Here is a 16,242-nt window from a genome sequence, read left to right on the forward strand (position 1 = left end):
CCGGTAAGCGACAGCGCCACCGGGCAAACAGCGGGATGGCGGCTTCGCCTTATCCGGCCTGCACCGACACGTAGGCCCGGTAAGCGATAGCGCCACCGGGCAAACTATCGGATGGCGGCATCCGGCCTGGGATTCGCACTATCAGTCTGCTGGATACGTTAAAGCGCTCATCATCTGGCATTCTGACCGCGTTCGAAACGCCTTCCTTTCCTCGCAACGTGAATTTTTTTCACCTTCCCTGAGTTTTCCTCACTCTTTACGCTGATTTTTCTGTTGACGGCATCGCGCTTTTCCGTCATTTTTACATCTGGACGTCTAAACGGATAGATGTTCACAACACAACATATAATGACAAGCGATTGATGAGGTAAGGTATGAGCTTTTTTCACGCCAACCAGCGGGAAGCCCTGAATCAGAGCCTGGCGGAAGTACAGGGTCAGATTAACGTTTCATTTGAATTTTTCCCGCCGCGCACCAGTGAAATGGAGCAAACCCTGTGGAACTCTATCGATCGACTGAGCAGCCTGAAGCCGAAGTTTGTCTCGGTGACCTACGGCGCGAACTCCGGCGAGCGCGACCGCACGCACAGCATCATTAAGGGTATTAAAGATCGCACCGGGCTGGAAGCTGCCCCGCATTTGACCTGCATTGACGCCACCCGCGATGAATTACGCACCATTGCTCGCGACTACTGGAACAATGGCATCCGTCACATCGTTGCCCTGCGTGGCGACCTGCCGCCGGGCAGCGGCAAGCCGGATATGTACGCCGCCGACCTGGTCAGTTTGCTGAAAGAGGTGGCGGATTTTGATGTTTCGGTCGCGGCCTATCCGGAAGTGCATCCGGAGGCGAAAAGCGCCCAGGCGGATCTGCTGAACCTGAAACGTAAAGTCGATGCTGGTGCAAATCGCGCCATTACCCAATTTTTCTTCGACGTCGAAAGCTACCTGCGCTTTCGCGACCGCTGCGTCTCTGCGGGCATTGATGTCGAAATCATTCCGGGCATTCTGCCGGTTTCAAACTTTAAGCAGGCGAAGAAGTTCGCTGACATGACCAACGTGCGTATTCCGGCCTGGATGTCACAAATGTTTAACGGGCTTGATGACGATGCGGAGACCCGCAAACTGGTGGGGGCGAACATCGCGATGGACATGGTGAAAATTTTAAGCCGGGAAGGAGTAAAAGATTTTCATTTTTATACGCTTAACCGCGCTGAGATGAGTTTCGCAATCTGTCATACTCTGGGTGTCAGGCCCGCTCTGTAAGTTCTCCAGGCCCTCTGCGGAGGGCTTTTTTACGTCTGCTTTGATCTACATCTTGTTAACGAAAAATATAAAAGGTATTGGCTATCGAATCTGTGGATTATATCGAATATATCTAATCTCTGGTGGTGTATATCGTAGCGGTAACATTGAAAAGGGAGCTGAGATATGAGCACGTCCGACGATACCCATAACACCCTGTCTACCGGAAAATGTCCGTTCCATAAGGGCGGTCATGACCAGAGCGCTGGAGCAGGAACAACCAGCCGCGACTGGTGGCCTAACCAGCTCCGGGTGGATCTTTTAAATCAACACTCTAACCGTTCGAACCCGTTGGGTGAGGACTTCGACTACCGCAAAGAATTCAGCAAATTAGATTATTCGGCGCTGAAAGGCGATCTCAAAGCGCTGCTGACCGAATCACAGCCGTGGTGGCCTGCCGACTGGGGAAGCTATGCCGGGCTGTTTATTCGGATGGCGTGGCACGGCGCGGGCACCTACCGTTCGATTGACGGGCGCGGCGGGGCGGGTCGCGGACAGCAGCGTTTCGCGCCGCTGAATTCCTGGCCGGATAACGTCAGCCTCGATAAAGCACGCCGTCTGCTGTGGCCTATTAAGCAGAAATACGGGCAAAAAATTTCCTGGGCGGATCTCTATATTCTGGCGGGCAACGTCGCGCTGGAAAACTCGGGCTTCCGCACCTTCGGTTTCGGCGCCGGGCGCGAAGACGTCTGGGAACCGGATCTGGACGTGAACTGGGGTGATGAGAAAGCCTGGCTGACTCACCGTCATCCGGAAGCGCTGGCGAAAGCGCCGCTGGGCGCAACGGAGATGGGGCTTATCTACGTGAACCCGGAAGGCCCGGATCACAGCGGTGAGCCGATTTCCGCAGCGGCGGCGATTCGCGCGACCTTTGGCAACATGGGGATGAACGACGAAGAAACCGTGGCGCTGATCGGCGGCGGGCATACGCTCGGTAAAACGCACGGCGCGGCGGCAGCGTCTCACGTGGGGCCGGATCCGGAAGCGGCGCCGATTGAGGCACAGGGTCTGGGCTGGGCAAGCAGCCACGGCAGCGGCGTGGGAGCGGATGCCATCACCTCCGGTCTGGAAGTGGTCTGGTCGCAAACCCCAACCCAGTGGAGCAACTACTTCTTCGAGAACCTGTTCAAATACGAGTGGGTACAGACGCGCAGCCCGGCGGGGGCAATCCAGTTTGAAGCGGTTGACGCGCCGGAAATTATTCCCGATCCGTTCGATCCGTCGAAAAAACGCAAGCCAACGATGCTGGTAACCGATCTGACGCTGCGTTTCGATCCGGAGTTTGAAAAGATCTCCCGACGTTTCCTGAACGATCCGCAGGCGTTTAATGAAGCCTTCGCCCGCGCCTGGTTCAAACTGACGCACAGGGATATGGGACCGAAAGCGCGCTACATTGGTCCGGAAGTGCCGAAAGAAGATCTGATCTGGCAGGATCCGCTGCCGCAGCCGGTCTACCATCCGGGCGAAGAGGAGATCATTAGCCTGAAGGCGGCAATCGCCGCTTCCGGTCTGTCCGTCAGCGAGCTGGTTTCTGTGGCCTGGGCCTCGGCGTCCACCTTCCGCGGCGGCGACAAGCGCGGCGGGGCGAACGGCGCGCGTCTGGCCTTAGCGCCGCAGCGCGACTGGGACGTCAATGCCACTGCGGCACGCGTACTGCCGGTGCTGGAAGAGATCCAGAAATCGACGGGCAAAGCGTCCTTGGCCGATATTATCGTGCTGGCGGGCGTGGTTGGTGTGGAGCAGGCGGCGAGCGCTGCCGGCGTCAGCATCGGCGTACCGTTTACGCCGGGCCGCGTCGATGCCCGTCAGGATCAGACCGATATTGAGATGTTTGAACTGCTCGAGCCGATTGCCGATGGTTTCCGTAACTATCGGGCGCGTCTGGATGTCTCTACCACCGAGTCACTGCTGATTGATAAAGCGCAGCAACTGACCCTTACCGCGCCGGAAATGACCGCGCTGGTAGGCGGGATGCGCGTACTGGGCGCCAATTTCGACGGCAGCAGGAACGGCGTCTTTACCGACCGCGTTGGCGTTCTCAGCAACGATTTCTTCGTGAATCTGCTGGATATGCGCTACGAATGGAAGGCAACCGATGAATCCGGAGAGCTGTTTGAAGGGCGTGACCGCCAGAGTGGCGAAGTGAAATACACCGCCACCCGCGCCGATCTGGTGTTTGGTTCAAACTCGGTGCTCCGCGCGCTGGCTGAAGTGTATGCCTGCAGCGATGGCCGCGAGAAGTTCGTGAAGGACTTTGTGGCTGCATGGGTGAAAGTGATGAACCTGGACCGTTTCGACCTGCTGTAAGTCTGAATGCCGGGAGGCGAAGCCGCCTTCCGGCCTGTCAGTGACAGCCCGGTAAGCGTCAGCGCCACCGGGCAAATTGCCGGATGAGGCTACTCTCCGGCAAATTCCGCTTATTCCCACTCCTGCAGATAACGCTGTCCGTACTGGTCGGCAACCAGCAGAGCGGCATACACCTCATCCGGCGTTGCGCCGCCTGGCATATTGTGGATGGTTTCTCCCTCCACGCAGGACGCTTCCGCCACGATGCGCATTTTCGCCTGCACATCCTGTTTAATATCCAGCTGCGCCAGCGTAATCGGCAGACCGACGGAGTGGCACAGCGCGGCGACGGTTTCAATCTCCTCAACCGGGGCGTTTTCCAGCACCAGCTGCGTCAGCGTACCAAACGCCACTTTCTCGCCGTGGTAGTAGTGATGGGCGTCAGGAATTGCCGTCAGACCGTTATGAATTGCATGCGCTGCCGCCAGACCGCCGCTTTCAAAGCCGACGCCGCTCAGATAGGTATTCGCCTCGATCACGCGCTCAAGCGCGGGCGTTACTACGTGCTGTTCAGCGGCCAGCATCGCTTTTTCACCCTCTTCCAGCAGCGTGTTGTAGCACAGTTCAGCCAGCGCCAGCGCAGCCTGGGTGCATTTTCCCCCGGCCATCGTGATCGCGCCGCTGCGTGAACAGGCGCGCGCTTCGAACCAGGTCGCCAGCGCGTCGCCGATACCGGCGGCCAGCAGTCGCGCCGGTGCGCCCGCGACAATTTTCGTATCAACGATAACCATATGCGGGTTATGCGGCAACATCAGGTAGCGGTCAAACTCACCGGCGTCGGTGTAGATAACGGAAAGAGCGCTGCATGGCGCATCGGTTGAGGCGATGGTCGGCGCAATAGCGACCGGCAGATTCATAAAGTGGGCGAGCGCTTTGGCGGTATCCAGCGTTTTGCCGCCACCGATGCCAAGTACTGCGCCGCACTGCGCCTTTTCAGCGACGCTGCGCAGCCGGTCGATCTCATTTTGCGAACATTCGCCGCCGAACGGCGCGATTTCCAGCGCCAGTCCCGCATCCCGGAAGCTCTTTTCCAGCGCCTCCTGAGCGAAACCTAAAACAAATTTATCGCCGACCACCAGCCAGCGTTCCGCCAGCGGCTTGAGGTAGTCGCCAAGACGGGTGATGACATCTGCGCCCTGGATGTATTTACCAGGTGATTGAATAATGCGATCCATACGTTATCCCCTTTACAGGTTGATGTTTCCGAATGCGTTTTTCCAGTCCTGCTCAAACTTCTCAACAGCCGACTGTACCGCAGGGGTATCGAGCATTTGTTGCGCTACATCTAAAGGCAGCGTGATCGCTTCGCAGCCAGCCAGTAAACAGTCCAGCGCCTGACGCGGGGTTTTAAAGCTTGCCGCCAGCACTTTGCTGTTCGGGGCGTGCAGCGCCAGCAGGCTTTGCAACTCCTGTACCGTGCGGATACCGTCTCCGCCCTGCGCGTCCACGCGGTTTACGTAGGGGGCGACATATTTCGCGCCTGCCAGCGCGGCCAGCAGCCCTTGCGCAGCGCTGTACACGGCGGTGCCGAGCGTCGTAATGCCCTCTTTTTTCAGCATCTTGATCGCCGCCAGACCTTCGGAGGTCACCGGGATTTTCACCACGATGCCTGGTATGGCGTTGTTCAGGCGTTTCGCTTCGTTCACCATGCCCTGCGCATCGCGGCTCATGGTCTGGGCAAACAGTACGCCATCTGCGCCGATAACCTGTTGTAACCGCGGCAGCACATCCCAGAGGGATTCTTTGCTTGCCGCGACAATGCTCGGATTGGTGGTCACGCCAGCAATCGGGAAGATGCGCGCCAGCCGTTCAACTTCCGCTACGTTTGCGGTATCCAGATACAGTTCCATTTTCTTCCTCTTTTTAAAGTTCAAGCTCATGTTGCAGCAGGCTGGCGATAGCGTCGGCGGAGGCGGCGTTAACCAGCGCGTTGCGAAATTCTTCGTGCATGATGCGACGGGCCAGACGTGAGAAAATGCGCATATGCTGGTCGCCCGCGGCGTGTTTGTTGAGCGTCAGCATGATGATGAACTGCGCCTCGTCGTCGCCCCAGCGGACCGGCGCGTTCAGCCGCGCCACGCTGATGGTGGACTGCTCAATATGTTCAGATTTGCTGTGCGGAATGGCGAAGCTAAAGCCCAGGCCGGTTGAGAAGACCGCTTCGCGCGCCCAGAGATCGGCCTCCAGCTTACGCGGATAGCGGCAGCGACCCGCCAGCAGCAGGTTGTCGGTCATCCCCTTGATCACCTCTTCCTTACTGCGCCAGTCGCTGTCAAGGGTGATGCATTGGGCGGTGACCAGCGGGGCGTCCTGCTGCGTCATGCGGAACTGCGCCAGCAGATGCTCCACCTCCAGCGAGGTGCGGCAGGCCATCGCCTGATTCAGCAACTGGCGACAGGCGCGGCTGTCGAGCTGCGCCATGCGCGCTTTGGCGGTGGGAATCGACGGCGCGCTCATGCTGATCTCATCCAGCCCGAGGCCAACCAGCAGCGGAAGAACCGAGCCTTTTGCCCCCAGCTCGCCGCACAGGCCAATCCACTTACCCTGTCGATGCACCGCCTGCACCGCGTAATCCAGCGCGCGCAGAAAGGCCGGGTTCAGACTGTTATAGTGGCGAGTGACTTTAGCGTTGTCGCGATCGACGGCCAGCAGGTACTGCGTCAAATCGTTGCTGCCGATGCTGAAGAAATCAATCTCCTCGCAGCACTGATCGATGATGAACATCACCGACGGAACTTCCAGCATGATGCCGAGCGGGATCTTCTCATCAAACGGGATATGCTCATTGCGTAACTGCTGTTTAGCTTCCGCCAGTTTCTCTTTGACCCACAGGATCTCTTCCATTGAGGAGATCATCGGGATCATGATTTTCAGGCTGCCGTGTGCTGACGCGCGCAGGATCGCCCGCAGTTGGGTGGTAAACAGCGCAGCGTACTCTTCATAGATGCGCACGGCGCGATAGCCGAGGAAAGGGTTGGTTTCCGCCGGGATGTTGAGGTAATCAACGGGCTTATCGCCGCCGATGTCCATCGTGCGCACAATAATGCTGCGTCCCCGGGCGGGCTCCAGCGCCTGGCAAAAGATATTGTACAGTTCGTTTTCGTCCGGCGCGCTGGCGCGGTCCATATACAGCATTTCCGTACGGAACAGACCGACCGCTTCCGCGCCGTTGCCGAAGGCGGCCTGCGCCTCAACGGAGTGCGCGATATTGGCGGCGACCTCCATCCGGACATCGTCCGCAGTGCGCGCTTCCCGGTTCAGCCAGACGCGCTGCTGTTCGCGCAGGGCATGCTGTACGCGGGCCTCCTGCTGGTAATAGCGATCGACGGGCTCGTCAGGAGCGACCACGATTGCGCCTGCGTTGCCGTCGATATACACCGTTTGCTGGAGCCACGGCGTTAAGGCGTCAATTTCCACGCCGACCAGGGTGGGAATATTAAACGAACGGGCGAGGATCACCGTGTGCGAGGTGGTGCCGCCGCTTTTTAACAGCAAGCCTTTGAGGAACGTTTTATCCAGCTCCAGGAACTGGCTTGGCGTCAGTTCATCGGCCATACAGACGCTGGGCTGGGTCAGCCTGCTCGGCGCCGGAAAGCGTTCTTCGCCGTAAATGTGTTGCAGCAACTGGAAGCAAACGTCACGCACGTCCAGCGCGCGCTCCTGTAAATAGCTGCTGCTGGAACGGGAGAATTCATCGCAGAAATGGTTAGCGCTGGCAACAATCGCCTGCGCGCAGCTTAAGCCGCGTGAAACCCCGTCCAGCAGGTGCTGACGCAAAGAGGTATCGCCCGCCAGCGAACGGTGGGCTTCCAGGATGGCGCTGGTGGCGCCATCGCTGTCGAGCAAACGGAACGCGATGCTTTTCATTAATAGCGTTAAGCCGCGATCCAGCGCTGACTGTTCCTTCTCCACGTCGTTTGCCGCAGGTAGTTCGCCGAGGGCGTTGAGATCCAGCGAGGAGATCAGAGTCAGGATGCCGCCAGCGCTGCCGTTGCAGACGGTTCGGGCGCGAAATAACTGCGGATTCAGGTGGGTGAGCGAGGCGGGAAGCGGGACTAATTCGCTGCTGCTGACTTCTGCCAGCGGGGCGTCACAGAGCGGAAATTCTTCGCGTAGCCACTGGCTCAGACGCTGGTGAGCTTCGGCTTCATCCGCGCCGGTAATCAGCAACTGGCAGCTGTCGCCAGCCAGGGTGTCGGTGCCAATCAGCGCCAGCGCGCTTTTGGCGTTGCCCTTACGACCAGTGCGCAGGTTGTGCCACTCAATCTGAGACGTGAAGGTATTGCACAGCGTTTCCACGTGGCTTGCCGGGCGCGCATGAACGCCGTTGGGCAGTTCACAGGTAAATTCCACAATCAGGGCCATTGCCTCTCTCCCATAACGGTTTTCTGCTTACAGGATAAAAGGGCTTGATTGCTCTCTGCCATGTGACAAATCTGCCAAAAACTGGACAAATGTAATGTGACGAGAAAATTGCGAGTTGCTTCACAACTCGGAGCGTTAGCGTTTTCATTACGCTGTGCTGAAGTTATGAAGCGGATCGCATTTTTGTACTGATATTACAAAAATCCAGTAAATGGCCTTTTTATCCACTGTCTGCGCCGTTGCGGATTGCCTATTGTTTGCCACAACAACGTTATGGATATGGGCTTTCCTGGCCCGGGAGCGACGTATGAAAGAGTTGGTGCAGATCCTGAAAAATACCCGACAGCATCTTATGACGGGCGTGTCGCATATGATCCCCTTTGTGGTTGCGGGCGGCATCTTACTGGCGGTCTCCGTCATGCTGTACGGCAAAGGGGCGGTGCCGGACGCTGCGACCGATCCGAATCTGAAAAAACTGTTTGATATTGGCGTCGCCGGACTGACGCTGATGGTGCCTTTTCTTGCCGCCTACATCGGTTATTCCATTGCCGAACGCTCCGCGCTGGCGCCCTGCGCGATTGGCGCCTGGGTGGGCAACAGCTTCGGCGCCGGTTTTTTTGGCGCGCTGATTGCCGGGATCATCGGCGGCATCGTCGTTCACTACCTGAAAAAAATCCCGGTGCATAAGGTGCTGCGCTCCGTTATGCCCATCTTTGTTATTCCGGTCATCGGCACCTTTATCACGGCAGGCATCATGATGTGGGGGCTGGGCGAACCGGTCGGCGCGCTGACCGGCAGCCTGACCGAATGGCTGCAGGGGATGCAGCAGGGCAGCATCGTGATGTTAGCGGTAATTATGGGACTAATGCTGGCCTTTGATATGGGCGGTCCGGTAAACAAGGTTGCCTATGCCTTTATGCTGATTTGCGTGGCGCAGGGCGTCTACACCGTTGTGGCCATCGCCGCCGTAGGGATCTGCGTACCGCCGCTGGGCCTGGGGCTGGCAACGTTGCTGGGACGTAAAAACTTCTCTCCGGAAGAGCGGGAAGCCGGTAAAGCGGCGCTGGTGATGGGCTGCGTAGGCGTCACTGAAGGGGCGATTCCCTTCGCCGCCGCCGATCCGCTGCGCGTCATCCCTTCCATCATGCTGGGCTCAGCCTGCGGGGCGGCCACCGCTGCGCTGTTCGGCGCGCAGTGCTATGCCGGCTGGGGCGGCTTAATCGTCCTGCCGGTGGTGGAAGGCAAGCTCGGTTATATCGCCGCGATCGCCGTCGGCGCGGTTGTTACTGCAATCTGCGTAAACGTGCTGAAAAGCCTGGCGCGGAAGAAGGACACTCAGGTTGACGAAAAAGAAGACGACCTGGATTTAGAGTTTGAAATGAATTAAGTGAGGAAGAAACCATGACGAAAATTATTGCAGTTACCGCATGTCCTTCAGGCGTCGCGCATACCTATATGGCTGCCGAAGCGCTGGAGAGCGCCGCAAAAGCGAAAGGCTGGGAAGTGAAAGTGGAGACGCAGGGCTCAATTGGCCTGGAAAATGAGCTGACGCCGGACGACGTGGCGAGCGCGGATATGGTGATTCTGACTAAGGATATCGGCATCAAATTCGAAGAGCGCTTCGCAGGTAAAACCATCGTACGCGTCAATATCAGCGATGCGGTAAAACGCGCCGACGCCATTATGAATAAGATTGACGCGCATCTGGCGCAAACCGCGTAACCGTTTTTTGATTAACAGCCTGCTTCATCAGGCGTCATCGTTGCAGGCAGTTTGAACACGGACAGCGCGCAGGAACCCGAGCGTACCCGCCGTACGTGAGGGTTACGAGCACAGCCTAGGTTCAAAATGACAAATAAGATAGCCTGATGGCCAGGCTTCAGGGAGTTCCTCATGACGAATCGTATCCAACGCCTGAAAAGCGCGCTGTTCCAGAACAACCGTGAAATCTCGCTGGAACGCGCGCTGCTTTACACCGCCAGCTATCAGCAGACGGAGGGCGAACCGGTTATCCTGCGTCGCGCCAAAGCGACGGCGTATATCCTTGAACATGTGGCGATCTCAATTCGTGATGAGGAACTGATTGCCGGGAACCGCACCGTAAAACCGCGTGCGGGGATTATGTCGCCCGAGATGGACCCGTACTGGCTGCTCAAGGAGCTGGATCAGTTTCCGACGCGCCCGCAGGACCGTTTTGATATTAGCGAAGAAGATAAACGCATCTATCGCGAAGAGCTGTTCCCCTGGTGGGAAAAACGCTCGATGAAGGATTTCATCAACGCGCAGATGACCGATGAGGTGAAGGCCGCCGTCAGTACGCAGATTTTTAGCGTCAACCAGACGGATAAAGGGCAGGGGCATATCATCATTGATTATCCGCGCCTGCTGAATAACGGGCTGGGCGAACTGACGACGCAGATGCGGGCGCACTGTCAACAAGCGCCCGATAATCACTTTTATCAGGCCGCGCTGCTGCTGCTGGAAGCGTCTCAGCGGCATATTTTGCGCTATGCCGTGCTGGCGGAAGAGATGGCTGAGCGCTGCCCTGACGCGAAGCGCCGTCAGGAACTGCTCGCGATTGCGGCGAACTTGCGGCATAACGCGGCGCATAAGCCGCAGACCTTCTGGCAGGCGTGTCAGCTGTTCTGGTACATGAACATCATTTTGCAGTACGAGTCTAACGCCAGCTCGCTGTCGCTTGGCCGGTTCGACCAGTACATGCTGCCGTTTTACCAGGCATCGCTGACGCAGGGGGACGATCCGGCTTTCCTGAAGGAGCTGCTTGAGTCGCTGTGGGTGAAGTGCAACGATATCGTGTTATTGCGCTCGACCAGCAGCGCCCGCTATTTTGCCGGCTTCCCGACCGGTTACACCGCGCTGCTTGGCGGCTTAACCGAAAACGGGCGCAGCGCGGTGAACGTCCTCTCTTTCCTGTGCCTTGACGCCTACCAGAGCGTACAGCTGCCGCAGCCTAACCTCGGCGTGCGCACCAATGCGCTGATCGATACGCCGTTCCTGATGAAAACGGCACAGACGATCCGCCTCGGCACCGGTATCCCGCAGATCTTCAATGATGAAGTGGTGGTGCCCGCATTCCTGAACCGCGGCGTATCGCTGGAGGATGCGCGTGATTACGCGGTAGTGGGCTGCGTGGAGCTGTCGATCCCGGGCAAAACCTACGGCCTGCATGACATCGCCATGTTCAATTTGCTGAAGGTGATGGAGATTAGCCTCTACGAAAACGAGGGCAACAGCGAACTCAGTTATGAAGGCCTGCTGGATCATATTCGCAGCAAAATCAGCCATTACATCACCCTGATGGTGGAGGGCAGCAATATTTGCGATATCGGCCACCGCGACTGGGCGCCGGTGCCGCTGCTTTCCTCGTTTATCAGCGACTGTCTGCAAAATGGGCGCGATATTACCGACGGCGGCGCGCGCTATAACTTCTCCGGCGTTCAGGGGATAGGCATCGCTAACCTGAGCGACTCGCTGCACGCTCTGAACGGGCTGGTGTTTGAGCAGCAGCGCCTGAGTTTCGATGAACTGCTCGCCGTGCTGAAAGCTAATTTTGCCACCCCGGAAGGAGAAAAGATCCGCGCCCGGCTGATCAACCGCTTCGAGAAATACGGTAACGACATTGATGATGTCGATAACATCAGCGCCGAACTGCTGCGTTATTACTGCAAAGAGGTGGAAAAATATCAGAATCCGCGCGGCGGCCATTTTACGCCGGGCTCTTATACCGTCTCTGCGCATGTGCCCCTGGGTGCGGTAGTGGGGGCGACGCCGGACGGTCGTTTCGCCGGAGAACAGCTGGCCGACGGCGGCCTGTCGCCAATGCTCGGACAGGACATGCAGGGGCCGACGGCGGTACTGAAATCGGTCAGCAAGCTCGATAACACGCTGCTTTCCAACGGCACGCTGCTGAACGTCAAATTTACTCCGGCGACCCTGGAGGGCGAGGCGGGGCTGCGCAAGCTCGCTGACTTCCTGCGCGCATTTACTCAGCTTAAGCTTCAGCACATCCAGTTTAATGTGGTGAATGCCGAAACGCTGCGGGAAGCGCAGCAGCGACCGCAGGATTTCGCCGGACTGGTGGTTCGCGTGGCGGGCTATAGCGCCTTCTTTGTTGAGCTGTCGAAGGAGATCCAGGATGACATCATTCGCCGTACCGCGCATCAGCTGTGAGGTACCGGAGCCGCGCGGCGATGACGTTGCGCGCATCTTCAATATTCAGCGTTACTCGTTGAATGACGGGCAGGGAATACGCACGGTAGTCTTTTTTAAAGGCTGCCCGCATACCTGTCCGTGGTGCGCCAATCCTGAATCCATTTCACCGCGTATTGAAACCGTGCGCCGGGAAAGTAAATGTCTGCACTGCGTGCCCTGCCTGCGGGACGCCGACGAATGCCCTTCCGGTGCGTTTGAACGGATCGGGCGCGACGTCACCCTTGATGAGCTGGAACGTGAGGTGATGAAAGACGACGTTTTCTTTCGCACTTCCGGCGGCGGTGTTACTCTCTCCGGCGGCGAGGTGCTGATGCAGGCGCCTTTCGCGACCCGATTCCTGCACCGCCTGCGGCGCTGGGATGTGCGCTGCGCGATTGAAACCGCCGGTGATGCATCCGCCAGTCGCCTGTTGCCGCTGGCGAAAGCCTGTGATGAGGTACTCTTTGATTTAAAAATTATGGAGCCGGAGCGGGCGCGTGAGGTGGTGAACATGAATCTGCCGCGGGTACTGGCGAATCTGAAGCTGCTGGTGGCGGAAGGGATTAATGTGATCCCCCGCTTGCCATTGATTCCCGGTTATACACTTATGCCGGAGAATATGCAGCGTGCCCTGAGCTTGTTGTTATCACTTGGGATAAGACAGGTTCATTTGCTGCCGTTTCATCTGTACGGCGAACCGAAATATCGCCTGCTCGGGCAGTCCTGGTCAATGAAATACGTTCCGGCGCCCACGGCGCAAGCCGTGGCAAGATACCGTGAAATGGCGGAGAACGCTGGCTTTGAGGTCACCACAGGAGGTTAATATGTCCGTCTCAACGGGACGCTATCTGGTTGCCGTGACCGCCTGCGTTAGCGGCGTGGCGCATACCTACATGGCGGCTGAACGGCTGGAGAAGCTTTGTCAGCAGGAAAAATGGAACGTTAAAATTGAAACACAGGGCGCGCTCGGTACGGAAAATCGCTTAACGGAGGAGGAGATCGGCCGGGCTGACGCCGTGCTGCTGATTACCGATATCGAACTGGCAGGCGCGGAACGTTTTAGCCAGAGCCGCTACGTGCAGTCGGGGATAAGCGCGTTTCTGCGCGAGCCGCAGCGGGTGATAAGCGCAGTGCGCAAACTGCTGACCGCTCCGCAACAGACGCATCTCATTCTGGAGTAACCGGTTTTTCCGTCAACTGGCTGTGATACTGTCGGCGATACTCCGACGGCGACCGTTCGGTGTTTTTACGGAACAGACGGCAAAAGTAGTTACTGTCCACAAATCCGCAGGTATGCGCCACCTCTTTCACCTTCAGGTCGTAGCCCTTCAGCAACGTTTTGGCATGCTCCAGCCGCGTATGGTTCAGATACTCGTTAAAGCCGACGGCGCCCGTTTTTTGAAACAGGTGCGAGAGATAGTTCGGCGAGATATAAAACGCCTGCGCCACCTACTCGCGGGTGAGCGGCGAGGCGTAATGTTCATCAATATAGCTGCGAATGGCTTCAAACAGCGCCTGACTGCGGGAAGAGGTTTGGATCTGGCTGCCGAGCAGGTCGCGACAGTGACTGAGCAGGCTGGCGATAATCAGCCGCGCCGTTTGCTGCTCCTGCGGCTGCATCTGCATTTCATTGAGCGTTTGCAGCAGGAAAGAGCCGATCCGCGGGCCGCGTCGCGCAACGTGCTGTTTCGCCAGATTCTGGTAGCTTTTGCCGTCCCATTGCACCACGCTGAAGCCTAACTGCTGTTTTCCGAACAGGATGCTAAGCGTGGTGACCGGCGTTTGCCAGCGCGGGAGGTTCCAGCCGCCCGCCGGAACGTAGAGTACGTCGCAAGCGACCAGCGTATCGCCAACGCTGGCATCGGTCAGCTCACCTTCCAGTACGATCTCCAGTCGTGGAAAATCCACCTGATACGCCAGGTCCGGCGCGGGTGTGCTGGCGGAGGCGAAAAAAATCCGCCGCAGCGAAGCGGGGCCGTTAATCAGGTGGGAAAGAAGATGGCTGACATCCTGATACATGTTAATCCTTTGCGGAGCGCAGACAGGAGAAACAGTAACGTTGAAAACAGATGTCCTCAAGTGATTATTGCCGGGGGCGCTTCGCTTGCCCGGCAATGGAGCGCTTTACTGATTCCCCACCTGGTCGCCATACGGCAGAGTGTCATAATCAATCAGCGCATTTTTCTTGTACGGGTTGCCAATCCAGCGCGTAATCTCTTTGAACTGCGGGTTAACCACGGAGCGCGTCGGATCGTAACCTTCGTAGCTTAATCTCGCCAGATCGGACCAGGTATGGATCAGCTCGGAGCTGCTGTACTTTCTGTCCACATACTGCGAGAAATCACGCGGATGCGCCGCCTGCCATTTTTCCGAGGTCCACAGCAGGAACGGCACGGTATACATATGGCGCGTTGGGCTGTCCTCGTTACGCCCCTGCGTCTTATGCGGCGGCGTATCATAGACCTCTTCGCCGTGATCGGAGAGATAGAGCAGGAAGCCGTTCGGATCGGCCGCCTTATAATCCTTAATCAGAGTTGCCACGACCTTATCGTTATACAGGTTCGCGTTATCGTAATCGTTGTACGATTCCCGTTCCTCTTCGCTCAGCCCCGGCGGCAGGTGATCGGTATTGCCATCGAACTTGCCCTCGTTTTCCGGATAGCGGAACTTGTACTTAATGTGGGTGCCCAGCAGGTGAACGATGATGAACTTTTTCGGCGCCGGGTCGGCCATCACTTCTTTAAACGGCGCCAGCACGTTGCTGTCATATTCGCGCGCGCTCTGGGTGCGCTGCTGGTTCATATAAAACTGCTTATCGGTCTGCTTAGAGAAAACCGTCAGCATGGTATTGCGCGCGGTCATCGTCTGCTGGTTGGTGATCCAGAAGGTCTTATAACCCGCCTGCTTCATCATGTTCATCAGCGACGGTCTGGTCAGATACAGATCCGGCTGCTTTTCGTTCGCGAAGGTCAGCGCCTGCTGCAAAATTTCGATCGTGTAGGGGCGCGAGGTCACCACGTTGTTAAACACGGTCAGATTCGGGTCTGTCTTATGCAGCGCGTCCAGCTGCGGCGTCGTTTCACGCGGGTAGCCGTACAGGCTCATGCGACCGCGCTGGGTGGATTCGCCAATCACCAGCACCAGCGTGCGCGGTGCATCGCCGCTGCTGTCTTTAAAGTTTGCCAGCGGCGGCAGCGCGTTGTTTTCATTAAGCAGATTATTCAGCGACGTCAGCTGGCGCTGATACTGATAGTAGCCGGAGATAAATTGCCACGGCGCGGCAGGCTCCATCCGCGAGGCCAGGCTGTCCAGCGACTTCTCAAACGGCTTGTGTTTAATCAAGGTGCCTGTTGCGAGTGGATGCAGTATCAGCCCGTAAAGCAGGGCGAATGAGATCAGATAGCGCCACGGCGAAGGGATATAGACCGGGCGCAGACGCGTCCACAGGAAGATCGCCACCGCCGTATAGGCCAGGGCGATAAGGACGAGCTTCATGCTGAAGTACTGGGCCAGATATTCGCTGGCTTCGTTAGCATTACTTTCAAACATCACGAACAGTACGCTCTGCGAGAACTCCTGCCCGTAAATAACGTAATAGCTCAGCGCCGCCAGCGAGGCCGCCCACAGGATGATGCCCGTCACCGCCGCAATAATACGGATACGGTTAGGGAATAAGAACACCGGGATCAGCCACAGAGAGCTATATAACAGGGAGTCCCGCAGCCCGTTAGTGCCGCTGTAGCCGCTTATAAATATGATTGCCTGAAGTAGTGTCGAAAAAAACCAAAAGTAAAGCATCGCCCAGCCAAGGGCCTTTCCGCTAAATGCGGACGCGGGCTGGAATTTTGTGGAATGCATAGTGGTAGCCTGTCTTTAAACGTATTGCCAAACGTAACGACTAAATCTTAAGAGAATCTGAAGCTTCGCACGCCAAAGGGTGTTTACGCCGAAAATTCTTACAGTAGAAAAAACAGACAGGAATATAAGTAAAACGAAACATTTATGACAGAAATAT

Annotated in this window: 11 protein-coding genes and 1 pseudogene; 7 read left to right on the forward strand and 5 right to left on the reverse strand. The window is 57.3% G+C overall.

The features are described from left to right. Positions 1–374: 374 nt before the first annotated feature. Complete coding sequence (metF, locus tag K7R23_RS07500) at positions 375–1,265, forward strand: methylenetetrahydrofolate reductase (protein WP_012907787.1); 891 nt, start codon at positions 375–377, stop codon at positions 1,263–1,265. Between the two features lie 165 nt (positions 1,266–1,430). After that, complete coding sequence (gene katG / locus K7R23_RS07505; RefSeq protein WP_012907786.1) at positions 1,431–3,611, forward strand: catalase/peroxidase HPI; 2,181 nt, start codon at positions 1,431–1,433, stop codon at positions 3,609–3,611. Positions 3,612–3,721: 110 nt separating this feature from the next. Here the strand turns inward: katG and gldA are convergent, their stop codons facing one another. The 3 genes from gldA to ptsP are packed head-to-tail and all read right to left on the reverse strand — an operon-like array spanning position 3,722 to position 8,015. Then, positions 3,722–4,825, reverse strand: coding sequence for a bifunctional L-1,2-propanediol dehydrogenase/glycerol dehydrogenase (gldA, locus tag K7R23_RS07510; RefSeq protein ID WP_012907785.1), 1,104 nt, complete (start codon positions 4,823–4,825; stop codon positions 3,722–3,724). A 12-nt stretch (positions 4,826–4,837) separates the two neighbouring features. Continuing rightward, entirely contained in the window at positions 4,838–5,500 is a 663-nt protein-coding gene (gene fsa / locus K7R23_RS07515) for a fructose-6-phosphate aldolase (RefSeq protein WP_012907784.1), read from the reverse strand. Between the two features lie 13 nt (positions 5,501–5,513). Beyond that, the gene (gene ptsP / locus K7R23_RS07520; protein ID WP_012907783.1) at positions 5,514–8,015 is read right to left on the reverse strand and encodes a phosphoenolpyruvate--protein phosphotransferase; all 2,502 of its coding nucleotides are present in this window, start codon (positions 8,013–8,015) and stop codon (positions 5,514–5,516) included. A gap of 307 nt (positions 8,016–8,322) precedes the next feature. Here ptsP and K7R23_RS07525 point away from each other — a divergent pair, with 307 nt between their 5' ends. The 5 genes from K7R23_RS07525 (at position 8,323) to K7R23_RS07545 (ending at position 13,408) form a co-directional block, all read left to right on the forward strand. Next, positions 8,323–9,402, forward strand: coding sequence for a PTS fructose transporter subunit EIIC (locus K7R23_RS07525; RefSeq protein ID WP_012907782.1), 1,080 nt, complete (start codon positions 8,323–8,325; stop codon positions 9,400–9,402). 14 nt (positions 9,403–9,416) lie between these two features. Continuing rightward, complete coding sequence (locus tag K7R23_RS07530; protein ID WP_012907781.1) at positions 9,417–9,737, forward strand: PTS fructose-like transporter subunit IIB; 321 nt, start codon at positions 9,417–9,419, stop codon at positions 9,735–9,737. A 171-nt stretch (positions 9,738–9,908) separates the two neighbouring features. Continuing rightward, positions 9,909–12,206 (forward strand): formate C-acetyltransferase, encoded by a 2,298-nt coding sequence (locus K7R23_RS07535; protein ID WP_012907780.1) that lies wholly within the window; start codon positions 9,909–9,911, stop codon positions 12,204–12,206. After that, entirely contained in the window at positions 12,172–13,050 is an 879-nt protein-coding gene (locus tag K7R23_RS07540; RefSeq protein WP_012907779.1) for a [formate-C-acetyltransferase]-activating enzyme, read from the forward strand. Before K7R23_RS07535 ends, K7R23_RS07540 begins: the two co-directional genes overlap by 35 nt. Before the next feature lies 1 nt (position 13,051). Further along, on the forward strand, positions 13,052–13,408 hold the full coding sequence (locus tag K7R23_RS07545; protein ID WP_012907778.1) for a PTS fructose-like transporter subunit IIB: 357 nt from the start codon (positions 13,052–13,054) through the stop codon (positions 13,406–13,408). Here K7R23_RS07545 and K7R23_RS07550 read toward each other — a convergent pair. Together K7R23_RS07550 and K7R23_RS07555 are read right to left on the reverse strand one after the other, a co-directional pair. Further along, positions 13,395–14,246 (reverse strand): annotated as a pseudogene (locus K7R23_RS07550) (helix-turn-helix transcriptional regulator). The gene K7R23_RS07545 and the pseudogene K7R23_RS07550 overlap by 14 nt on opposite strands. Positions 14,247–14,351: 105 nt before the next feature. Continuing rightward, a complete protein-coding gene (locus tag K7R23_RS07555) occupies positions 14,352–16,085 on the reverse strand; it encodes a phosphoethanolamine transferase CptA (protein WP_012907777.1) in 1,734 nt (577 codons plus the stop codon). Positions 16,086–16,242: the final 157 nt, after the last annotated feature.

The sequence above is a fragment of the Citrobacter rodentium NBRC 105723 = DSM 16636 genome (assembly GCF_021278985.1).
In the GTDB taxonomy this organism is placed as follows: domain Bacteria; phylum Pseudomonadota; class Gammaproteobacteria; order Enterobacterales; family Enterobacteriaceae; genus Citrobacter_A; species Citrobacter_A rodentium.

Bases quoted from the DNA above. Each gene is read 5' to 3' on its own strand.
- metF (WP_012907787.1), top strand. From the start codon at position 375: ATGAGCTTTTTTCACGCCAACCAGCGGGAAGCCCTGAATCAGAGCCTG.
- katG (WP_012907786.1), top strand. From the start codon at position 1,431: ATGAGCACGTCCGACGATACCCATAACACCCTGTCTACCGGAAAATGT.
- gldA (WP_012907785.1), bottom strand. From the start codon at position 4,825: ATGGATCGCATTATTCAATCACCTGGTAAATACATCCAGGGCGCAGAT.
- fsa (WP_012907784.1), bottom strand. From the start codon at position 5,500: ATGGAACTGTATCTGGATACCGCAAACGTAGCGGAAGTTGAACGGCTG.
- ptsP (WP_012907783.1), bottom strand. From the start codon at position 8,015: ATGGCCCTGATTGTGGAATTTACCTGTGAACTGCCCAACGGCGTTCAT.
- K7R23_RS07525 (WP_012907782.1), top strand. From the start codon at position 8,323: ATGAAAGAGTTGGTGCAGATCCTGAAAAATACCCGACAGCATCTTATG.
- K7R23_RS07530 (WP_012907781.1), top strand. From the start codon at position 9,417: ATGACGAAAATTATTGCAGTTACCGCATGTCCTTCAGGCGTCGCGCAT.
- K7R23_RS07535 (WP_012907780.1), top strand. From the start codon at position 9,909: ATGACGAATCGTATCCAACGCCTGAAAAGCGCGCTGTTCCAGAACAAC.
- K7R23_RS07540 (WP_012907779.1), top strand. From the start codon at position 12,172: ATGACATCATTCGCCGTACCGCGCATCAGCTGTGAGGTACCGGAGCCG.
- K7R23_RS07545 (WP_012907778.1), top strand. From the start codon at position 13,052: ATGTCCGTCTCAACGGGACGCTATCTGGTTGCCGTGACCGCCTGCGTT.
- K7R23_RS07555 (WP_012907777.1), bottom strand. From the start codon at position 16,085: ATGCATTCCACAAAATTCCAGCCCGCGTCCGCATTTAGCGGAAAGGCC.